The organism is Paraburkholderia phymatum STM815 (assembly GCF_000020045.1).
In the GTDB taxonomy this organism is placed as follows: Bacteria; Pseudomonadota; Gammaproteobacteria; order Burkholderiales; family Burkholderiaceae; genus Paraburkholderia; species Paraburkholderia phymatum.
The window spans coordinates 2924884-2944590 of record NC_010622.1 but is presented as its reverse complement, the minus strand read 5'-3'; the positions used below and the strand labels follow the sequence as shown (position 1 = coordinate 2944590).

The following is a 19707-nucleotide window of genomic DNA, read 5'->3' as shown; positions in this document are numbered from 1 at the left end:
AATGGAAGCTAACACGACGTCAAAGGCGCGCCTCGCAGTCGCCGTGCCGGCTTGGGTCCACGGGCTACGCTTTCCTTTCACGCTGTTTCGGTCGCGGGACCTGCACCCGGATTGCAGGCTTCGACTTTTGGGATTGGCGCTACAATGCCGTCGAACATCTATTCTAATCCGCACTTCCAAGTCCGCTTATGTCGACGCCCGTCAATACCAAACTCCGTGAAGCCGCTCTCGATTACCACGAATTCCCGACCCCCGGGAAGATCGCGATCGCCCCGACGAAGCAGATGATCAACCAGCGCGACCTCGCACTGGCGTACTCGCCGGGCGTTGCGTTCGCGTGCGAGGCGATCGTCGAGAATCCGCTGAATGCCGCGCGCTTCACCGCGCGCAGCAACCTGGTCGGCGTCGTGTCGAACGGCACGGCAGTGCTCGGTCTCGGCAACATCGGGCCGCTCGCGTCGAAGCCGGTCATGGAAGGCAAGGCCGTGCTGTTCAAGAAGTTCGCCGGCATCGACGTGTTCGACATCGAGTTGAACGAATCGGACCCGCACAAGCTGGTCGAGGTGATCGCCGCGCTGGAGCCGACGTTCGGCGGCATCAACCTGGAAGATATCAAGGCGCCGGACTGCTTTATCGTCGAGCGCGAGTGCCGCAAGCGCATGAAGATCCCCGTCTTCCACGACGACCAGCACGGCACGGCAATCGTCGTCGCGGCGGCGATCTCGAACGGCCTGAAGGTGGTCGGCAAGAGCATCAAGGAAGTGAAGCTGGTGGCGTCGGGCGCGGGCGCGGCGTCGCTCGCGTGTCTGAACCTGCTGGTCGACCTCGGCATGCCGCTCGAAAACATCTACGTGACGGACCTGGCCGGCGTGGTCTACAAGGGCCGCACGGAACTGATGGATCCGGACAAGGAGCGTTTTGCGCGTGAGACGGACGCCCGCACGCTGGCGGAAGTGATGGACGGCGCGGACGTGTTCCTCGGCCTCTCGGCAGGCGGCGTGCTCAAGCAGGACATGGTCAAGCAGATGGCCGGGAAGCCGCTGATCCTGGCGCTTGCCAATCCGACGCCGGAAATCCTGCCGGAACTGGCGCTCGAAGTGCGTCCGGATGCCGTGCTGGCAACGGGTCGCACCGACTACCCGAATCAGGTCAACAACGTCCTGTGCTTCCCGTTCATCTTCCGTGGCGCGCTGGATGTCGGCGCAACCGTCATTACGAAGGAAATGGAAATCGCCGCGGTCAACGCGATCGCGGAACTGGCGCGTCAGGAGCAGTCGGACATCGTCGCGACGGCGTACGGCATTCAGGATCTGTCGTTCGGACCGGAATACCTGATTCCGAAGCCCTTCGATCCGCGCCTGATCGTGCAGATCGCGCCCGCCGTTGCGCAGGCGGCGATGGATTCGGGCGTCGCGACGCGTCCGATCGAGGACATGGAGGCGTACAAGCAGCATTTGCAGCAGTTCGTGTACCACAGCGGCACGACGATGAAGCCGATCTTCCAGCTGGCGCGCGGCGTCGAGCCGGAGAAGAAGCGCATCGTGTTTGCGGAAGGCGAGGAAGAGCGCGTGCTGCGCGCGGTGCAGATCGTGGTCGACGAAAAGCTCGCGAAGCCGATCCTGATCGGCCGTCCGGCCGTGATCGAGCAGCGCATCGCGAAGTTCGGGCTGCGTCTGGTGAACGGCCAGGACTACACGATCGTCAACACGGACCACGACGAGCGTTATCGTGACTTCTGGCAGACGTACCACAAGATGATGTGTCGCAAGGGCTTCACCGAGCAGATGGCGAAGCTGGAAATGCGCCGCCGTACGACGCTGATCGGCTCGATGCTGGTCACGAAGGGGCACGCCGACGGCATGATCTGCGGCACGGTCAGCACGACCCATCGCCACTTGCACTTCATCGACCAGGTGATCGGCAAGAAGGACGGCGCCAAGGTCTACGCGGCGATGAATGCGCTCGTGCTGCCGAATCGCCAGATTTTTCTCGTCGATACCCACGTGAACGTCGATCCGACGGCCGAAGAACTCGCGGAAATCACGATCATGGCGGCGGAGGAAGTGCGCCGTTTCGGCATCGAGCCGAAGATCGCGCTGCTGTCGCATTCGAACTTTGGCACGAGCAATGCGCCGTCCGCGCAGAAGATGCGCGACGTGCTGGCGCTGCTGCAGGAGCGCGCGCCGCATCTGCAGGTGGACGGCGAAATGCACGGCGACCTCGCGCTCGACGCGAACCTGCGCAAGGAAATTCTGGCCGAGTCGACGCTGGAAGGCGACGCGAACCTGCTGGTGCTGCCCAATATCGACGCCGCGAACATCTCGTACAACCTGCTGAAGACGGCGGCGGGCAACAACATCGCTATCGGGCCGATCCTGCTCGGCGCGGCCAAGCCCGTGCACGTGCTGACCCCGTCGGCAACGGTTCGCCGGATCGTCAACATGACGGCGCTGCTGGTGGCAGACGTCAACGCGTCGCGTTAAGCTGTCCCTTTCTCTGCGCGAGTCGGTGAATTCCAGTTCGCGCGGGCAAAAAAAAGGCGTGCCCGCAATGGGCACGCCTTCGAGCAATGGCTGGGGATTAGCCATCCCGCAAAAAGGCCGACACGCGACAGGCTCCGCTTTTCGGACTGTCCGGACGACGAGGCATGAAAGTCGTCCAGCGTCGAACCTCGACGATAAGTTTATCTCCCTCAGGATAAATTCTCTGTCAAGAAGTGTCAAAACTGATGCGGACGCCTGGCCGGTTTCGCTTGGAGGGCCTTTTGTCCGACTAATGAACATTGATTCCAAAGGACATTAGCGATACGCTTACGACTTTCATGGTCGTCAAACTCGTTAGTCAACAGCGGGAATCCTGATTCATGGCACGCAAGTGGCTCCGCGACGGCGTGCTGATCGCCGCCTTGACGGTCGGCGGTCTTGTCGGCGGTTTTTCGTCAGGCGCCTGGGCTCGGGAAGCGCAAGAGGGACAGGGCGGAGGCACCATCGCGGCGGCGCAATTGCCGCCCGAAGCCGTCAGTACATTGAACTTGATTGCAGCCGGCGGGCCTTACCCGTATGAGAAGGACGGCGTCGTATTCGGCAATCGTGAACGGTTGCTGCCGTCGCACCGGCGCGGCTATTACCACGAATACACCGTTCCCACGCCAGGCGCCCGCGATCGCGGCGCACGCCGCATAGTCTGTGGAGGGCCGCTGAGGCGGACCAGCAATTGTTATTACTCAGACGACCACTACGCCAGTTTTAATCGCATCATTGAATGACATCGGGATAATCGGCATGAGCGACAACGTCTACGCGCACGACTCGAAAGTCGCGACGGATTTTTTCGCGGCCGGCGACGGCAATATGTTTCAGCGCGTCATGCAGATGCGCGATGCCGGCCAGGCCCGTGACGTCCAGAACGAAGCCAGTACGGGCCTTTCATCGGAAGAGGAGCGCATGAGTCTTTTCCAGACCGTACGACCGAACATCGTGCAGTCGATCCGCGCATTCCGCGTGCAGGATCTCGCCGACGAAGCTAATCGGCTCGGTCAGCATTTTCTCTATGCGTTTGTCGGCAATGCCCAGTCCAAGCAGGAGGTCATGGAGACTATCGCGACGTCGTTCCTGTTTCCGAAGCATTTCGGCAAGAACTACGACGCGCTGTATGACTCACTGACCGACCTCGTACACAAGGCAGGGTCGCAGCCCGGTTTCGTCATCGTTCTCGAGGCGCTCCCCATCGCAATCAAGTTCGACAAGGAAGCGCGCGAGACGCTGCTCGACGTCTTCCGCGAAGCGGCGGAATTCTGGGCCGAACGCAAGGTGGCGTTCCGGGTGTTTTACTCGTTTGCCTGAGTTGTTCGCGGTTCGACGGTTTTCGTCTGATCTGCAATAAAAAAGAAAGGCCCGCCGGAAACAGGCGGGCCTTTTGCATTTCAGTCGGGCTTCGTTGTGGTGGTGCAAGCGCCGAAGCGCCGCTTACCAGCCGCCCCAGCGCGCAGCCAGTGCGGACAGCACCGCAATGCCGGCCGTTTCGGTACGCAGCACGCGTGGGCCGAGGCCGACAGCCGTGAAGCCGTGAGCCGCTGCTGCTGCTTCTTCAGCAGCCGAAAAGCCGCCTTCCGGGCCGACCAGTACCAGCGCACGCACCTTCGGCGGCTCGACAGGCAGCGCGGAAAACGGCACGCTCGCACGCGGCGACAGCAGCAGGCGCAGTTCGCCGTCGACAGGCTCCTTCGGCATCGTGCTGAGCCAGGTGGCCAGTTCGCGCGTCGGCATGACTTGGGGCAGGCGATTGCGGCCGCACTGTTCGCAGGACGCCTGCACGATCCGCTGCCAATGAACCTGGCGGCGTTGCGCGCGCTCGCCGGCGAGCCGCACGACGCTGCGAGTCGTGGTGAGCGGCACGAATTCGCACGCGCCCAGTTCGGTAGCCTTTTCGATCAGCCAGTCCATCTTGTCGCTACCCGCGATACCTTGGGCGAGCGTCAGCCGGTACGGCGGTTCGCATTCGATGTCGCGAAATCCGACGATGCGCACGATCGTTCCATGTCGATCCATATCGACGATTTCAGCGCCGTACTCGCCGCCGTCGCCATTAAACAGGCTGACGGTGTCGCCCGGTTGCAGCCGCAGGACGCGGACGTGCCGGTTGACTTCATCCGGCAAGGAAACAATGTCGTCGGTCTTAAACGGGGTACCGACGAAGAAGCGAGGCATAAGGAAAGTTCTCATTCACTCAAGACAGATGGCAGGCTAACGCCCAGCGGTAGCCGTCGAGATCTTCGATCTGGGCAAAACGGTCGCCCCAGAACTGATCTTGCGGTTCGCTGAGCGACCTGGCGCCGGCCGCGATGGCGCGCGCGTAGACCGTATCGACATTGTCGACGTAGAGGTAAAACGATTGAGGGGCCGTGGTAGCTGCGCTTTTCGGTGTTTGAGCCGTCGAGCCGAACGCGCCTTCCGGCGCAAACATCACAATCAGCTGGTCCCGATAGGTCATTTCGACGTGCATGACAACGCCGTCGTCGTGCACGCTGTCCCGGATGCGGAAACCAAACGCTGCCTCGAAGAACGCGATCGAAGTGCGCGCGTCGCGAACCGTCAGATACGGTGTCAGCCACGGCACTCCGGCTGGGCGTGGGGCAGTCATCGAACTCTCCTGAAACCGTTGGGTCGGTATGCCATCGCCTTCGCTACCGCGGTTGCCTTGCGGCGCTCGGTGCCGACGAAGCGACGAATTTTGCAGCAGTCTCACAGCCAACGCTCTAAGAATCGGCTTAGTTTATCGCCCAAGACGCGACGAAAGGCGAGTGATCGCATGTCCGGCGATATTTTACGCTTCGCGCGTGGCGGGATTCTCGCAGTTCCACGCCGGGAAAAGCGTGCTGATCCGTCGGTTCGCTGATCGGACTGCGCATGGAGAGATCCCGATTTCGCCGCAAAAGTTCTGGCGATCGTCCGGTACGGCGCTGCGCGGCAACCTGGCTGGCGGTCGCCCGATCGTGCCCCGACGAGCCGCGCAGACACCGCCCGGCGCGCCGCCGGCAGCGGGTTCGGCGGCGCGGGACCGCTGCCAGACGCCCGTCTATGGCCGAAGACAAGGCCGGCTATCTGTTAGAATATCCCGCTTTGCAGCCCTGTCCGTTTGCTCTGCCCGCCTCGCGTCTCCCGGCGCCGCACCGTGCGCCGAAGCAGATTGGCCGCAGGCTTCCGGACCACCATCGGCGCCCCGCTTTTTGGACCATTCTCCGGAATCGACATGACGACCCCGTCTCCCGCCCCTACCTCCCTGATGGCCAACGCGATTCGCGCGCTGTCCATGGATGCTGTTCAAGCAGCGAACTCCGGTCACCCCGGCATGCCGATGGGCATGGCCGAGATCGGCGTGGCGCTCTGGTCGCGGCACCTGCGTCACAACCCTAGGAACCCGCGTTGGGCCGATCGCGACCGCTTCGTGCTGTCAAACGGTCACGGCTCGATGCTGCTGTATTCGCTGCTCCATCTGACGGGCTACGACCTGCCGATGGAGGAGCTGAAGAACTTCCGCCAGCTGCACTCGAAAACGCCGGGCCATCCGGAATACGGCATCACCCCGGGCGTCGAGACGACCACGGGCCCGCTCGGCCAGGGTCTCGCGAACGCAGTCGGCATGGCGCTCGCGGAATCGCTGCTTGCGAACGAATTCAACAAGGCCGACGCGAAGATCGTCGATCACCACACGTACGTGTTCGTCGGCGACGGCTGCCTGATGGAAGGCATTTCGCACGAAGCCTGCTCGCTGGCTGGCGTGCTGAAGCTGAACAAGCTGATCGCGTTCTACGACGACAACGGTATCTCCATCGACGGCGACGTCGTTCACTGGTTCCACGACGACACGCCGAAGCGCTTTGAAGCGTATGGCTGGAACGTGATTCCGGGCGTGATCGGCCATGACGTCGAAGCCGTCGACGCAGCCATCAAGAAGGCGAAGCAGTCTGACAAGCCGACGCTGATCTGCTGTAAGACCGTGATCGGCGAAGGTTCGCCGAACAAGGCCGGCTCGCACGACGTGCACGGCGCTGCGCTGGGCGACAAGGAAGTCGCGGCCACGCGCGAGAAGCTCGGCTGGAACTACCCGCCGTTCGTGATCCCGCAGGAAGTCTACGCAGCGTGGGACGCGAAGGAGAAGGGCGCGAAGATCGAAGGCGAATGGAACGACGCGTTCGCGGCTTATCGTGCGAAGTATTCGCAGGAAGCCGCCGACTTCGAGCGCCGCATGGCGAACAAGCTTCCCGCCGACTGGGCGGAAAAGGCGCAGGCGATTATCGCCGGCGCGAACGAGCGCGCTGAAACCATCGCGACCCGCAAGGCGTCGCAGCAGGCCATCGAAGGCCTCTCCGCCGTGCTGCCGGAACTGGTCGGCGGTTCGGCCGACCTGACGGGCTCGAACCTCACGAACTGGAAGGCGGCAAAGTACGTGCGCGTCGGCGAAAACGGCGCGGCGGGCAATTACGTCAACTACGGCGTGCGCGAATTCGGCATGAGCGCGGCCATTAACGGCCTCGCGGTGCATGGCGGCCATAAGGCGTTCGGCGGCACGTTCCTGACGTTCTCGGACTACAGCCGCAATGCGCTGCGCGTCGCCGCGCTGATGAAGTCGCCGTCCATTTTCGTGTTCACGCACGACTCGATCGGCCTCGGCGAAGACGGTCCGACGCACCAGTCGATCGAACATGTCGCGAGCCTGCGCCTGATTCCGCACATGCAGGTGTGGCGTCCGGCGGATACCGTCGAAACGGCTGTCGCGTGGACGCAGGCTGTCGAACATCAGGGCCCGTCGTGCCTGATCTTCAGCCGTCAGAACCTCGCGTTCAACCCGCGCACCGACGCGCAGATCGCCAACATCGCGAAGGGCGGCTACGTGCTGAAGGACTGGAACGACGACATTCCTGCGCGCAAGATCATCCTGATTGCGACGGGGTCGGAAGTGGAACTGGCGATGAAGTCGGTCGAAGCGCTCGCACGCGAAGGCATTGCGGCGCGCGTCGTATCGATGCCGTCCACGACTACCTTCGACAAGCAGGATGCCGAGTACCGTGAGCGTGTGCTGCCGCATGGCGTGCGCCGCGTCGCGATCGAAGCGGGCGTCACGGATTTCTGGCGCAAGTACGTGGGCCTGGAAGGCGGCGTCGTCGGTATCGACGTGTTCGGCGAATCGGCTCCCGCAGGCGCGCTCTTCAAGTATTTCGGTTTCACCGTCGAGAAGGTTGTCGAGACGGCCAAGGCCGCACTCGGCTAAGGCGCGCAGCGCGTCGTGCGCGCCGCGTTTCGGGCGGCGCGCATGAATGCTACGAGGCGCACTAGCCGCGCATCACGGAAGAATTTTTTCAGCCATCAGGAGATAGAACATGACGATTCGCGTCGCAATCAACGGCTATGGCCGGATCGGCCGCAACACGCTGCGCGCCTTCTATGAAAACGGCAAGAAGCACGATCTCGAGATCGTCGCGATCAACGACCTCGGCGATGCCAAGACCAACGCTCACCTGACGCAGTACGACACGGCGCATGGCAAGTTCCCGGGCGAAGTGAGCGTCGACGGTGAGAACCTGATCGTCAACGGCGACAAGATTCGCGTGCTGGCCAACCGCAACCCGGCCGAACTGCCGTGGGGCGAACTGGGCGTCGACGTCGTGATGGAGTGCACGGGCTTTTTCACGACGAAGGAAAAGGCGAGCGCGCACATCAAGGGCGGCGCGAAGAAGGTGATCATCTCGGCGCCGGGCGGCAAGGACGTCGACGCGACGATCGTCTACGGCGTGAACCACAACGTGCTGAAGGCTGAGCACACGGTCATCTCGAACGCATCGTGCACGACGAACTGCCTCGCGCCGCTCGTCAAGCCGCTGAACGACAAGATCGGCCTGGAAACGGGCCTGATGACCACCATCCACGCGTACACGAACGACCAGGTTCTGACGGACGTGTACCACGAAGACCTGCGCCGTGCGCGCTCGGCCACGCACAGCCAGATCCCGACGAAGACGGGCGCTGCATCGGCCGTCGGTCTCGTGTTGCCGGAACTGAACGGCAAGCTGGACGGCTACGCGATTCGCGTCCCGACGATCAACGTGTCGATCGTCGACCTGTCGTTTATCGCCAAGCGCGACACGACCGTCGATGAAGTCAATGCGATCATGAAGGAAGCATCGGAAGGCGCGCTGAAGGGCATCCTGGGCTACAACTCGGCGCCGCTGGTGTCGATCGACTTCAACCACAACCCGGCTTCGTCGACGTTTGACGCGACGCTCACCAAGGTGTCGGGCCGTCTGGTGAAGGTGTCGAGCTGGTACGACAACGAGTGGGGTTTCTCGAACCGCATGCTGGATACTGCCGTTGCGTTTGCTAACGCGAAGTAAGGGTTTTTTCGCCTCAGCGGGAAGGTCGCTCGTTTGGGCGGCCTTTTTTTTTGTCTGCGACCCGGTCGCGGCAAGAAAGCCAGTGCCGGCCCGCGCAAGGGCAACCTTGGCAACCCTGGCAACCCGATAACACAACGCGGATGCCCGCGAAAAAACCGCAGCGAAACCCCGGAATGGCGACTGCGTCGCGGACAAAGAAACTCACACCTGTGGCGTAGGAAAATAAACCCCGGCTCGTTGGGCAGCATTAGCAATGTGCTTCTCGATAGCAAGCCCGGCAGCGTGAGGATTACGCGCCTTCAGCGCGTCAAGAATCTCGCGATGCTCGTGATAAGTGGACAGCACGAGCTCGCGTCGATAAAACGGCATCCGCTGACTCTCTTTCATAATGTCAGCGCTGCTGCGCAAGATCGACTCGATGGCAGCATTGCCAGCAATCGCCACGATGCGCATATGAAAGTCGAAATCGAGCTGAGCGGCATCGTCGAGATCGCCATTGGTCAATGCGACCTGCAAAGCAGCGATATTGTCTTCAAACCATACAACATCGTCGTCGCCAATAGCGAGCGCAGCCATTCTCGCGACAAAACCCTCCAGCGCAAACCGCATCTGATACGTATCCGGCAACGACGACTGATCCGCAAACCGCCACGGATGGGCGGACGACGCCTTCGTCGATTGCACATACACGCCCTTCCCAGGGCGAATCGTCAGCATGCCGAGCGCTTCGAGCGTCGATAGCGCCTCACGCAGGGACGCCCGGCTGATGTCCATTTCTTCCGACAACTGCCGCTGCGCCGGCAACAGGCTCCCAACAGGATAAGCGCCGCCTTCGATCCTCTCGCGGATCGTCGCGATGGCAGCGTCAGTGACGGTATGCGGGACGTTTTTCATGATCTCGGCGGCGGTTCGGTGCGGTCTGACCAGTATTCTAGAACGGCTTCGTGCCGAACGTGCAAACCGTATTCTGTCGCCAATCGCACGGAAGAAGGCCGGTCAGACCAGCACGGGTAAACACTGCCCTGTCAATCCTTGACCTCACTATATCGGCTGCCTACTATTCGCCATAACAGCACTGGTCAGACCGGTATGATTGCGGGTCGGATAAGCGTGCTGCTGACCCAATTCGTGACCGGGAGAAAGCCGTGTTGAAGTTCTTCAATTCGCTGTTTGGCCGGGTGGTGATCGCTCTCGTGGCGGGCATCGTGATCGGCGCGCTGTTTCCGCATTTCGCACAGTCGCTGCGTCCATTGGGCGACGGCTTCCTCAAGCTGATCAAAATGGTGATCGGTCCGATCGTGTTCTGCGTCGTCGTCAGCGGCATGGCGCACGCGGGCGATCTGAAGAAAGTAGGGCGCGTCGGCCTGAAGGCCGTCGTGTACTTCGAGATCATGACGACGATCGCGCTCGTGATCGGCGCGGTGCTCGCGTATGCGACGCGCCCCGGCGTCGGCATGAACATCGATCTTCATTCGCTCGATCCCGGGTCGCTCGCGTCATACACCGAGCACGCGAAAAGCCTCAAGGACACAGCGGGCTTCCTGCTCAAGATCATCCCCGAAACCGCGATCGATGCCTTCGCCAAGGGCGACATCCTGCAGATTCTCGTGTTCTCCGTACTGGTCGGCTCGGCGCTGTCGCTGCTCGGGCCGCGCGTGCAGCGCGTCAACGGCCTGATCGACGAACTCGCGCAAGTGTTCTTCCGCGTGATGAGCTTTATCATCAAGCTCGCGCCGCTCGGCGTGCTGGGTGCCATCGCTTTCACGACGGGCACGTATGGCATCGCGTCGCTCAAGCAGCTCGGCATGCTCGTCGTCGTGTTCTACGCGAGCTGCTTCGTGTTCGTGGTCGTCGTGCTCGGCGTCGTGATGCGTCTGGCTGGCTTCAGCGTGTTCAAGCTGATTCGCTATTTGCGCGAAGAGCTGTCCATCGTGCTTGGCACCGCTTCGTCGGACGCCGTGCTGCCGCAAATCATGCGCAAGCTCGAATGGATGGGCGTAAAGGATTCGACGGTCGGTCTCGTGATTCCGACAGGCTACTCGTTCAACCTCGACGGCTTTTCGATCTATCTGACGCTCGCCGTCATCTTCATCGCGCAGGCGACGAACACGCCGCTTTCGACGCACGATCTGATCGTCGTCGTGCTTGTGTCGTTGGTGACGTCGAAGGGCGCGCACGGCATTCCCGGCTCAGCCATCGTGATTCTCGCCGCGACGCTCTCCGCGATTCCCGCGATTCCCGTCCTCGGCCTCGTGCTGATTCTGCCCGTCGACTGGTTCGTCGGCATCGCTCGCGCGCTGACCAATCTGATCGGTAACTGCGTTGCAACCGTCGTCGTCGCCGTATGGGAGAACGACATCGACAAGGCACGCGCCCGCCGGGTGCTCAATCTCGACAGCGAGTTGCGCTTCGTGCCGACCAGCACCGATCTCGACGGCGAGACGGGCCACGCGAACCCGGCGCACGCCGTCTGATAACGCTTTCCGCCATCTGACCGACCACCAGTGGCAACGCGGCGGACCGCGACGGTCCGCCGCCATTTAACTCAATCGCACCTCAATTGACCGAAGACTGCACCGATCATGGCTAACCCGATTCTCGATCCGAACGCACCCGCCTTCACGCGCCGCTACATGAATCTCGCCGATCCACGGCTGGGCGCCAAGGCGCTTTTCGCCAGCGACGAATTCTTCGCGCCGAAGGAGCGGATGCTCGACCCGCAGCCTGCCGTTTTCATCCCAGGCAAATACGACGACCACGGCAAGTGGATGGACGGCTGGGAGACGCGCCGCAAGCGCACGACGGGCCACGACTACTGCGTCGTGCGTCTGGCGCGACCGGGCGTCGTGCATGGCGTCGATCTCGACACGAGCCACTTCACGGGCAATTTCCCGCCGGCGGCATCGATCGAGGCCTGCTATTCGAACGACGACACTCCCGCCGATAACGCCGACTGGCAAACCATCGTCCCGGCGACGACGCTCGAAGGCAATCAGCATCACTATGTCGACGTGAGCGACACGCGCGCGTTCACGCATCTGCGTGTGAACCTGTTTCCGGACGGCGGCCTCGCGCGTCTGCGTGTGTATGGGCAGCCGAAGCGCGACTGGGAGGGCACCGGGCGCGGCGGTCTGATCGATCTGGCCGCGGTTGAAAACGGCGCCTATCTCGTTGCCGCCAACAACCAGCATTTCGGACCTGCATCGCAAATGCTGATGCCGGGCCGCGGCGTGAACATGGGCGACGGCTGGGAAACACGCCGCCGCCGCGAACCGGGCAACGACTGGGCGATCGTCGCGCTTGCGCGACCGGGCGTGATTCGCAAGGTCGAAGTCGACACGGCGCACTTCAAGGGCAACTTCCCGGATCGCTGCTCGCTGCAGGCTGCCTCCGTCACGGGCGGCACCGACGATTCGCTCGTCACGCAAGCGATGTTCTGGCCCGTGCTGCTGCCCGAACAGAAGCTGTCGATGGACAACGTCCATACGTTCAGCGCGGAATTGGCCGCGCTCGGTCGCGTGACGCACGTGCGCTTCAACATCTACCCGGATGGCGGCGTATCGCGGCTGCGTCTGTGGGGCGAACCCGAGTAACGCGTACTGCACGGATCGACGGAGAAGGGCATGAACACTCTGCGCATCGAGCGCCTGACGCGCGAAGCATTCGCTCCATTCGGCGACGTGATCGAACTGGACGGCGCACGCCACTACCCGATCAACGAGGGCACGACCGAGCGTTATCACGATCTGGCCAAAGTCGATGTGGGCACGCAAGGCGGGCGTCCGCTGATCAACGTGTTTCGCGCGCAGCCGCGCGCATGGCCGATCGACATCGCAATGATGGAGCGGCATCCCCTCGGCAGCCAGGCGTTCGTGCCGTTGTCGGATGCGCCGTATCTAATCGTGGTCGCACCCGCCGGCGAACTCGATCAGTCGAAGCTGAAAGCGTTCTCGACGCACGGCTGGCAGGGCGTCAACTACGCGAAGGGCGTCTGGCATCACCCGCTGTTGGCGCTCGGGCGGGTGAGCGATTTTCTCGTCGTCGATCGCGGCGGAGAAGGGCCGAATTGCGATGAATTGGCGTTGCCGCAGGCATGGCGGCTGGAGCGCGAATCGTTCGAGATGCTTGCTGTCTAGTCGCGTCGTTGCCTCCCGGTAAGCGAGGGAAAGCAAAAGGCCCGGTTGATTCTCATCAGCCGGGCCTTTCTGCTTCTTACTGAAAATGCGTCAATGCTTGCGGTGCGGACACTTGTCCTTCGTGCACGCGCCGTAGAGCGCGAGCGCGTGTTCCTGGAGCTTGAAGCCGCGTTCTTTCGCGATCGCCTGCTGGCGATTTTCGATTTCGGGGTCGAAAAATTCTTCGACGAGACCGCAGTCGATACACACCAGATGGTCATGGTGCGTCCCTTCGTTCAGCTCAAAAACGGCTTTACCCGACTCGAAGTTGCTACGCGACAGCAAACCTGCCTGCTCGAACTGCGTGAGCACGCGATACACCGTGGCGAGCCCGATATCCAGCTCTTCATGCAGCAGATTGCGGTAGACATCTTCGGCGGTCAGATGGCGCACCGGGCTGTGCTGAAAGATTTCCAGAATCTTGAGGCGCGGTAGGGTCGCCTTGAGTCCGATATTTTTCAGATCGGTTGGATTGGTCATGGCAAGGGATCCCTAGAGTACAATGCGGGGTTCTAATAGTAATGTGAATTGCTGTTCAGGTCATCTTACACGGAAACACGCGCGGCTCGGTAAGCCCGCACGGTGAGGGAAATGATTCCAAAAGCTCTATTGATCAACCGGGGGAGCCGCATACGGCGTACCTTGATCGTCGCTGCGGCTGTGGCGGTACTTGCTGGATGTTCCACGTATGACAGCCTGACACAGCGCGTCGCCCAAAGCATCACGCCGTACCGCATTACCGTCGTTCAGGGGAACTTCGTGTCGAAGGAAGCGGCTGCGCAGATGCAGGTTGGCATGTCCCGCGCGCAGGTCAAGCAGGTGCTCGGCACCCCGCTCCTGACGGACATGTTCCACGCGGACCGCTGGGACTACGTGTTCTATTTCAAGCGCGGCTCGACTTCCATCGTGCAGCAGCGTGACTTCATCGTGAACTTCACCGGCGACCGCGTCGCGAGCTGGTCGGGCGGCGAAGATCTGCCGTCCAACCTGGAACTGCTCGCCGATATCGACGGCGACCGCACCGGCAAGAAGAAGGCCGCTGCACCCGTCGTCGCGAGCGCAACGGGAGCGGCCAGCGCGCCTGCTGCAACAGCGGCGCCGGCGTCCGCGGTGACACCCGACACGGTCCGCTCGGCCACGTCGGACGCCGCGCAGGCCGGCAATCTGCCCGCCATCGATCCGAACGCGCAAGCCGCGCAGGCCGCGAACCGTCTGACCAACGCGGTGCAGGCGCCCGCGCCGGGCACGACGCCGTCGGTGCGCGCGAACACGCCGCCGTCGAACGGTGGCGTTCCGCAAAACTCGACGGAGCCGGGCCAGCCGCAGTTCCGCTTCACGCGTCCGCCGCCTCCGCAGATGCAGGGCGTGCCGAGCGACAACCCCGTCGGTCCGACCGGTCCCGAAAGCAACAATGGCCAGTCGAAAGACCCGGCCTCGAAATCGACGCAATCTTCCGCACAAACGGGCACGGGAACGGGCGGCTGATTCCGTTGTCCGTAACATGATGGGCGGCCGATTCCGTCGGCCACCCATCATGCGTCTCGCAGCGACGCTCCGTCGCCGCGATACAGTGCCAGTTTCGTTTCTTGTGTCGCCGATCCACGCGCTGCCTGACAGCGCTGTGCACAGGCGCTGTTTCTGGATGACCCCATGAAAATTGCCATCGCCGGCGCATCGGGCCGCATGGGCCGGATGCTCATCGAAACCGTTCTCAACGATCCTGAAGTCAAGCTGTCGGGCGCGCTCGACCGCACCGGGGCTCCGCAACTCGGTCAGGACGCCGGTGCGTTTCTGGGCAAACAGACGGGCGTGCTGATGTCGGACGACATCGACGCCGTGCTCGCGCAATCCGACTACCTGATCGACTTCACGCGCCCCGACGGCACGCTCGCGCACATCGAAGCCGCCTTGCGCACGAACACGAAGCTCGTGATCGGCACGACGGGCTTCGACGACGCGCAGAAGGCGCGGATCCGCGCTGCGTCGGAGAAAACCGGCATCGTGTTCGCGTCGAACTTCAGCGTCGGCGTGAACGTCACGATGAAGCTGCTCGAATTCGCCGCGCGCCATTTCTCGCAGGGTTATGACATCGAAATCATCGAGGCGCATCATCGCCACAAGGTGGATGCGCCTTCGGGCACCGCGCTGACGATGGGCGAAGTGATCGCCGGCGCGCTCGGCCGCAAGCTCGAAGATTGCGCCGTGTACGCACGCGAAGGCGTGACGGGCGAGCGCGATCCGTCCACGATCGGCTTCTCGGCGATTCGCGGCGGCGATATCGTCGGCGATCACACGGTGCTGTTCGCGGGCATCGGCGAGCGGATCGAAATCACGCACAAATCGGCGAGCCGTCTGTCGTACGCGCAAGGCGCGTTGCGCGCGGTGCGCTTCCTTGAAGGCCACTCGAACGGCCTGTTCGACATGCAGGACGTGCTGGGCTTGCGTTAAGCCCTGCATCGATCACGTTTTCACTCGCCGGGGCGCGACGGCCCGGCGACCGGCGAGGTCCGATGGCAAACACCGGCATCATCCACTATCTGCAAACCAGCGATGCCATCACGCATGGCGTCGCCTATGTGCTGCTGGCGATGTCGATTGCGAGCTGGTGCTTCCTGATCGTCAAAAGCTGGATGCTGAGCCGCGCCAAGCGGCAAGGGCCGCGCGCTGTCGCGCGGTTCTGGCTGGCGCCGACGCTGGCCGAAGGCGTGGCGACACTGCGTCTCGCGGATCGCGAACGCATCTTTTCCCCGCTGGCAGAAGCGGCGCTGAAGGCTTCGGAAGTCGAGACGCCGGGTGCGCTGCTCGCGCGCGTCGAGCGTAGTGAACGCGTGCTGCGGGCGCTGCGCCAGGCGTTGCACCGCTCGCAGCGCCGGCTGGAATTCGGCCAGGTGCTGCTCGCGTCGATAGGCAGCACGGCGCCGTTCGTCGGGCTGCTCGGCACCGTGTGGGGCATTTATCACGCGCTCGGCAGCATCGCGCAGAGCGGTCAGGCAATGATCGAAAACGTCGCGGGGCCCGTCGGGGAGGCGCTCATCATGACGGCATTCGGTCTCGTCGTCGCGATTCCTGCCGTGCTTGCGTATAACGTGCTTGGACGGATGGTGCGGCAGGTGTCGGAAGATCTCGACGGCTTCGCCCACGATCTGCACGCGTACGTGTGCGCGCCTGCAGATGAAGCGCACGGCGGCGGGCGCGGCGATTTGCGCGACAACCCGCGCGATGCCCAAGGCAGCGCACGCTCGCCTGCGCGGACGCAGGCCTAACGCACACACGCAAGCACACACGCAAGCACACAACCGGCGAGAGCGAGGCACGGCACATGGCATTCGGCGGACTCGACAGGCACAAGACGGCGGCGCCGATGGCGGACATCAACATGACGCCGCTAATCGACGTGATGCTCGTGCTGCTCGTCATTTTCATCATCACAGCGCCGCTCTTTACGCACGCAATCCGCCTGGATCTGCCGCGCGTCGCGGCTGCCGAGTCGCGCGAAACGCCGCAGACCATCACGCTGTCGATCGACGCGGCGGGCAAGCTGTACTGGAACGGCAAGCCCGTCACGCTCGAGCAGATGCGCGCGCAATTCAACGACGCGGGCAAACAGAAGGAGCAGCCGGAAATCCACCTGCGCGCCGAACGCTCGACGCGCTACGAAGTGATCGCGCAGGTCATGGGCGCAGCGCAGCAGGCGGGACTGGAGCGCATCGGTTTCGTGACGGAGCCGCCGGCATCGGGCAGTGCGGCCGCCGCGGGAAATTCGCCTGCGCCCGCCGCCGGACCGGCGGCACAGTAAGCCGCGGCAAGCCGCACACGCGCGGTCCAACACCCCGCTTCGAGCCTCGATCGTGTCCAATCGGTGTGCAATTGCCGCGCAAAGCGCAGCGCATCCACTCAATCGCACGCGGCGTGAGCCCGGCCGAACGGTATAATCAGCCCTTTCCCCTTGACGAAAAGGGGATCGACAAGACTTTCATCACGCAGAGCACCGTGCCGGTGCCGACGCACTGAACAGCGGCACCGAATAGCGATCCCATCACACCATGCACGAAAAATACGTTCCCTCCGACGTCGAATCCGCCGCGCAAGGACAATGGCGCGCCACCGACGCGTACAAAACGACGGAAACGGCCGACAAGCCCAAGTTCTATTGCGTTTCGATGCTGCCGTATCCGTCGGGCAAGCTGCACATGGGGCACGTACGCAATTACACGATCAATGACGTGATGTACCGCTATCTGCGGATGAACGGCTACAACACGCTGATGCCGATGGGCTGGGACGCGTTCGGCATGCCCGCCGAAAACGCCGCGATGGCCAACGGCGTGCCGCCCGCGAAGTGGACGTACGACAACATCGCGTACATGAAGAAGCAGATGCAGTCGATGGGTCTCGCCATCGACTGGTCGCGCGAAGTCGCCACCTGCAGCCCGGACTACTACAAGTGGAACCAGTGGATCTTCCTGAAGATGCTGGAAAAGGGCATCGCGTACAAGAAGACGGGCACCGTGAACTGGGACCCCGTGGATCAGACCGTGCTCGCGAACGAGCAGGTGATCGACGGCCGCGGCTGGCGCTCGGGCGCGCTCGTCGAGAAGCGCGAAATCCCGATGTACTACATGCGCATCACGCAGTACGCAGATGAGCTGCTGAACGATCTCGACGGCCTCGGCTGGCCCGAGCGCGTAAAGGTGATGCAGCAGAACTGGATCGGCAAGAGCTTCGGCGTGAACTTCGGCTTCCCGTACGAACTGGACGGCGAGCAAAAGCTGCTGCGCGTGTTCACGACGCGCGCCGACACGATCATGGGCGTGACCTTCTGCGCGGTCGCCGCCGAGCACCCGCTCGCGACGCGCCTCGCGCAAGGGCGTCCCGACCTGCAGTCGTTCATCGACGAATGCAAGCACGGCGGCGTCGCCGAAGCCGACATGGCGACGATGGAAAAGAAGGGCATGGCCACAGGCTTTTTTGTCACGCATCCGCTGACACAGGAGAAGGTCGAGGTCTGGATCGGCAACTACGTGCTGATGAGCTACGGCGAAGGTGCCGTGATGGGCGTGCCCGCGCACGACGAGCGAGACTTCGCGTTCGTGAAGAAGTACGGCATTCCCGTGAAGCAGGTCGTTGCCGTTGAAGGCGAGACGTTCTCGACGGACGCCTGGCAGGAATCGTACGGCGACAAGGAAAACGGCGTCCTGATCAATAGCGGCAAGTACGACGGCCTCAAGTACGGCGAAGCCGTCGACGCGATCGCTGCCGATCTGAAAGCACTCGGCCTCGGCGAGAAGCAGGTCACGTGGCGTCTGCGCGACTGGGGCATCTCGCGCCAGCGCTACTGGGGCACGCCGATCCCGATTATCCACTGCCCGTCGTGTGGCGACGTGCCCGTGCCGGAAAAGGATCTGCCCGTCGTGCTGCCGGAAGACCTCGTACCGGACGGCACGGGCAATCCCCTCGCGAAGTCGGAAGCGTTTCTGAACTGCACCTGCCCGACGTGCGGCGCAGCCGCGAAGCGTGAAACCGACACGATGGACACGTTCGTCGATTCGTCCTGGTACTTCTATCGCTACGCGGCACCCGACGCGAAGACGATGGTCGACGCGCGCACCGATTACTGGATGCCGATGGATCAATACATCGGCGGCATCGAGCACGCCATTCTTCACCTGCTTTACTCGCGTTTCTGGGCAAAGGTCTGCCGCGATCTGGGCATCGTGAAATTCGGCGAGCCGGCCAAGAACCTGCTCACGCAGGGCATGGTGCTCAACGAAACCTATTACCGCGAAAACGACGCGGGCAAGAAGACCTGGTACAACCCGGCCGACGTCACCGTCACGCACGACGACAAAGGCCGCCCGGTCGGCGCGACGCTGAACGCCGACGGGCAGCCCGTCGTGCTCGGCGGCGTCGAGAAGATGTCGAAGTCGAAGAACAACGGCGTCGACCCGCAGGTGCTCATCGACCAGTACGGCGCCGATACCGCGCGTCTGTTCACGATGTTCGCCGCTCCGCCGGAACAGCAACTCGAGTGGTCGGGCGCGGGCGTCGAAGGCGCGAGCCGCTTCCTGCGCCGCGTGTGGGCGTTCGGTCAGGCAAACGAAACTGCGCTCACCGAGCGCGCTCCATTCGACGCCGCGAAGCTCGCCGACACCGAGAAAACGCTGCGCCGCGAAATCTACAGTGTGCTGAAGCAGGCCGACTTCGACTATCAGCGTTTGCAGTACAACACGGTCGTGTCGGCGGCGATGAAGATGCTCAACGCGATAGAAGGCGCAAAGGGCGCGAGCGCCGCCGTGCTGCGCGAAACGTACGGCGTGCTGCTGCGGGTGCTGTACCCGGTCGTGCCGCATGTCACGTTCCAGCTGTGGCGTGAGCTCGGCTACGAAGGCGAATTCGGTTCGCTGCTCGACGCACCGTGGCCGAAGGTCGACGAAAAAGCGCTGGAGCAAAGCGAAATCGAACTTGTGCTGCAGGTGAACGGCAAGGTGCGCGGCGCCGTGACGGTTGCGAAGGACGCGTCGCGCGAAGCGATCGAAGCCGTCGCGCTCGCCCACGAGATGTTCGCGAAGTTCAGCGAAGGCAAGCCAGCGAAGAAGGTCATCGTCGTGCCGGGCCGTCTCGTGAACGTCGTTGTCTGACGGCTGC

17 protein-coding genes are annotated in these 19707 nt (G+C 62.8%); 13 read left to right on the top strand and 4 right to left on the bottom strand.

The window, feature by feature from the left end; all coding sequences use genetic code 11:
• Nucleotides 1-188 precede the first annotated feature (188 nt).
• The 3 genes from BPHY_RS13210 to BPHY_RS13200 all read left to right on the top strand — a co-directional run bounded on the left by BPHY_RS13210 (nt 189) and on the right by BPHY_RS13200 (nt 3842).
• Entirely contained in the window at nt 189-2483 is a 2295-nt protein-coding gene (locus BPHY_RS13210; RefSeq protein ID WP_012401978.1) for an NADP-dependent malic enzyme, read from the top strand.
• A 380-nt stretch (nt 2484-2863) separates the two neighbouring features.
• On the top strand, nt 2864-3265 hold the full coding sequence (locus BPHY_RS13205; RefSeq protein WP_012401977.1) for a ribonuclease: 402 nt from the start codon (nt 2864-2866) through the stop codon (nt 3263-3265).
• A gap of 16 nt (nt 3266-3281) precedes the next feature.
• Complete coding sequence (locus BPHY_RS13200; protein WP_012401976.1) at nt 3282-3842, top strand: barstar family protein; 561 nt, start codon at nt 3282-3284, stop codon at nt 3840-3842.
• Nucleotides 3843-3965: 123 nt separating this feature from the next.
• Here the strand turns inward: BPHY_RS13200 and BPHY_RS13195 are convergent, their stop codons facing one another.
• Complete coding sequence (locus BPHY_RS13195) at nt 3966-4706, bottom strand: 16S rRNA (uracil(1498)-N(3))-methyltransferase (RefSeq protein ID WP_041763608.1); 741 nt, start codon at nt 4704-4706, stop codon at nt 3966-3968.
• Between the two features lie 19 nt (nt 4707-4725).
• Nucleotides 4726-5139, bottom strand: coding sequence for a VOC family protein (locus BPHY_RS13190; protein WP_012401974.1), 414 nt, complete (start codon nt 5137-5139; stop codon nt 4726-4728).
• A 609-nt stretch (nt 5140-5748) separates the two neighbouring features.
• Here BPHY_RS13190 and tkt point away from each other — a divergent pair.
• Together tkt and gap are read left to right on the top strand one after the other, a co-directional pair.
• Nucleotides 5749-7767 (top strand): transketolase, encoded by a 2019-nt coding sequence (gene tkt / locus BPHY_RS13185; protein WP_012401973.1) that lies wholly within the window; start codon nt 5749-5751, stop codon nt 7765-7767.
• A 109-nt stretch (nt 7768-7876) separates the two neighbouring features.
• Nucleotides 7877-8887: a type I glyceraldehyde-3-phosphate dehydrogenase gene (gene gap / locus BPHY_RS13180; RefSeq protein WP_012401972.1), complete on the top strand. Its 1011-nt coding sequence runs from the start codon at nt 7877-7879 to the stop codon at nt 8885-8887.
• Between the two features lie 201 nt (nt 8888-9088).
• Here gap and BPHY_RS13175 read toward each other — a convergent pair whose 3' ends face one another.
• Nucleotides 9089-9781: a FadR/GntR family transcriptional regulator gene (locus BPHY_RS13175; RefSeq protein ID WP_012401971.1), complete on the bottom strand. Its 693-nt coding sequence runs from the start codon at nt 9779-9781 to the stop codon at nt 9089-9091.
• Nucleotides 9782-10032: 251 nt separating this feature from the next.
• Here BPHY_RS13175 and BPHY_RS13170 point away from each other — a divergent pair, with 251 nt between their 5' ends.
• The 3 genes from BPHY_RS13170 (at nt 10033) to BPHY_RS13160 (ending at nt 13023) form a co-directional block, all read left to right on the top strand.
• On the top strand, nt 10033-11361 hold the full coding sequence (locus tag BPHY_RS13170) for a C4-dicarboxylate transporter DctA (RefSeq protein ID WP_012401970.1): 1329 nt from the start codon (nt 10033-10035) through the stop codon (nt 11359-11361).
• Nucleotides 11362-11469: 108 nt separating this feature from the next.
• A complete protein-coding gene (alc, locus tag BPHY_RS13165) occupies nt 11470-12480 on the top strand; it encodes an allantoicase (protein WP_012401969.1) in 1011 nt (336 codons plus the stop codon).
• A gap of 30 nt (nt 12481-12510) precedes the next feature.
• Nucleotides 12511-13023 carry an ureidoglycolate lyase gene (locus BPHY_RS13160; RefSeq protein WP_012401968.1) on the top strand — a complete coding sequence of 171 codons (513 nt, stop codon included), beginning with the start codon at nt 12511-12513 and terminating at the stop codon, nt 13021-13023.
• Between the two features lie 90 nt (nt 13024-13113).
• Here the strand turns inward: BPHY_RS13160 and fur are convergent, their stop codons facing one another.
• Nucleotides 13114-13542, bottom strand: coding sequence for a ferric iron uptake transcriptional regulator (gene fur / locus BPHY_RS13155; RefSeq protein ID WP_012401967.1), 429 nt, complete (start codon nt 13540-13542; stop codon nt 13114-13116).
• Between the two features lie 111 nt (nt 13543-13653).
• Between fur and BPHY_RS13150 the strand changes: the two genes are divergently transcribed.
• From BPHY_RS13150 to leuS, 5 genes are all read left to right on the top strand, one after another.
• Nucleotides 13654-14547 (top strand): outer membrane protein assembly factor BamE, encoded by an 894-nt coding sequence (locus tag BPHY_RS13150; protein WP_012401966.1) that lies wholly within the window; start codon nt 13654-13656, stop codon nt 14545-14547.
• A gap of 165 nt (nt 14548-14712) precedes the next feature.
• Nucleotides 14713-15510: a 4-hydroxy-tetrahydrodipicolinate reductase gene (dapB, locus tag BPHY_RS13145; RefSeq protein ID WP_012401965.1), complete on the top strand. Its 798-nt coding sequence runs from the start codon at nt 14713-14715 to the stop codon at nt 15508-15510.
• 62 nt (nt 15511-15572) lie between these two features.
• Complete coding sequence (locus BPHY_RS13140) at nt 15573-16325, top strand: MotA/TolQ/ExbB proton channel family protein (protein ID WP_012401964.1); 753 nt, start codon at nt 15573-15575, stop codon at nt 16323-16325.
• A gap of 56 nt (nt 16326-16381) precedes the next feature.
• A complete protein-coding gene (locus BPHY_RS13135; protein ID WP_012401963.1) occupies nt 16382-16858 on the top strand; it encodes an ExbD/TolR family protein in 477 nt (158 codons plus the stop codon).
• 247 nt (nt 16859-17105) lie between these two features.
• Complete coding sequence (gene leuS / locus BPHY_RS13130) at nt 17106-19700, top strand: leucine--tRNA ligase (RefSeq protein ID WP_012401962.1); 2595 nt, start codon at nt 17106-17108, stop codon at nt 19698-19700.
• Nucleotides 19701-19707: the final 7 nt, after the last annotated feature.

What these genes read in the sequence shown, in the direction of transcription:
- BPHY_RS13175 (WP_012401971.1), bottom strand. Translation starts at nt 9,781, where the DNA reads ATGAAAAACGTCCCGCATACCGTCACTGACGCTGCCATCGCGACGATC.
- gap (WP_012401972.1), top strand. Translation starts at nt 7,877, where the DNA reads ATGACGATTCGCGTCGCAATCAACGGCTATGGCCGGATCGGCCGCAAC.
- BPHY_RS13200 (WP_012401976.1), top strand. Translation starts at nt 3,282, where the DNA reads ATGAGCGACAACGTCTACGCGCACGACTCGAAAGTCGCGACGGATTTT.
- tkt (WP_012401973.1), top strand. Translation starts at nt 5,749, where the DNA reads ATGACGACCCCGTCTCCCGCCCCTACCTCCCTGATGGCCAACGCGATT.
- fur (WP_012401967.1), bottom strand. Translation starts at nt 13,542, where the DNA reads ATGACCAATCCAACCGATCTGAAAAATATCGGACTCAAGGCGACCCTA.
- dapB (WP_012401965.1), top strand. Translation starts at nt 14,713, where the DNA reads ATGAAAATTGCCATCGCCGGCGCATCGGGCCGCATGGGCCGGATGCTC.
- BPHY_RS13190 (WP_012401974.1), bottom strand. Translation starts at nt 5,139, where the DNA reads ATGACTGCCCCACGCCCAGCCGGAGTGCCGTGGCTGACACCGTATCTG.
- leuS (WP_012401962.1), top strand. Translation starts at nt 17,106, where the DNA reads ATGCACGAAAAATACGTTCCCTCCGACGTCGAATCCGCCGCGCAAGGA.
- alc (WP_012401969.1), top strand. Translation starts at nt 11,470, where the DNA reads ATGGCTAACCCGATTCTCGATCCGAACGCACCCGCCTTCACGCGCCGC.
- BPHY_RS13135 (WP_012401963.1), top strand. Translation starts at nt 16,382, where the DNA reads ATGGCATTCGGCGGACTCGACAGGCACAAGACGGCGGCGCCGATGGCG.
- BPHY_RS13205 (WP_012401977.1), top strand. Translation starts at nt 2,864, where the DNA reads ATGGCACGCAAGTGGCTCCGCGACGGCGTGCTGATCGCCGCCTTGACG.
- BPHY_RS13210 (WP_012401978.1), top strand. Translation starts at nt 189, where the DNA reads ATGTCGACGCCCGTCAATACCAAACTCCGTGAAGCCGCTCTCGATTAC.
- BPHY_RS13160 (WP_012401968.1), top strand. Translation starts at nt 12,511, where the DNA reads ATGAACACTCTGCGCATCGAGCGCCTGACGCGCGAAGCATTCGCTCCA.
- BPHY_RS13195 (WP_041763608.1), bottom strand. Translation starts at nt 4,706, where the DNA reads ATGCCTCGCTTCTTCGTCGGTACCCCGTTTAAGACCGACGACATTGTT.
- BPHY_RS13140 (WP_012401964.1), top strand. Translation starts at nt 15,573, where the DNA reads ATGGCAAACACCGGCATCATCCACTATCTGCAAACCAGCGATGCCATC.
- BPHY_RS13150 (WP_012401966.1), top strand. Translation starts at nt 13,654, where the DNA reads ATGATTCCAAAAGCTCTATTGATCAACCGGGGGAGCCGCATACGGCGT.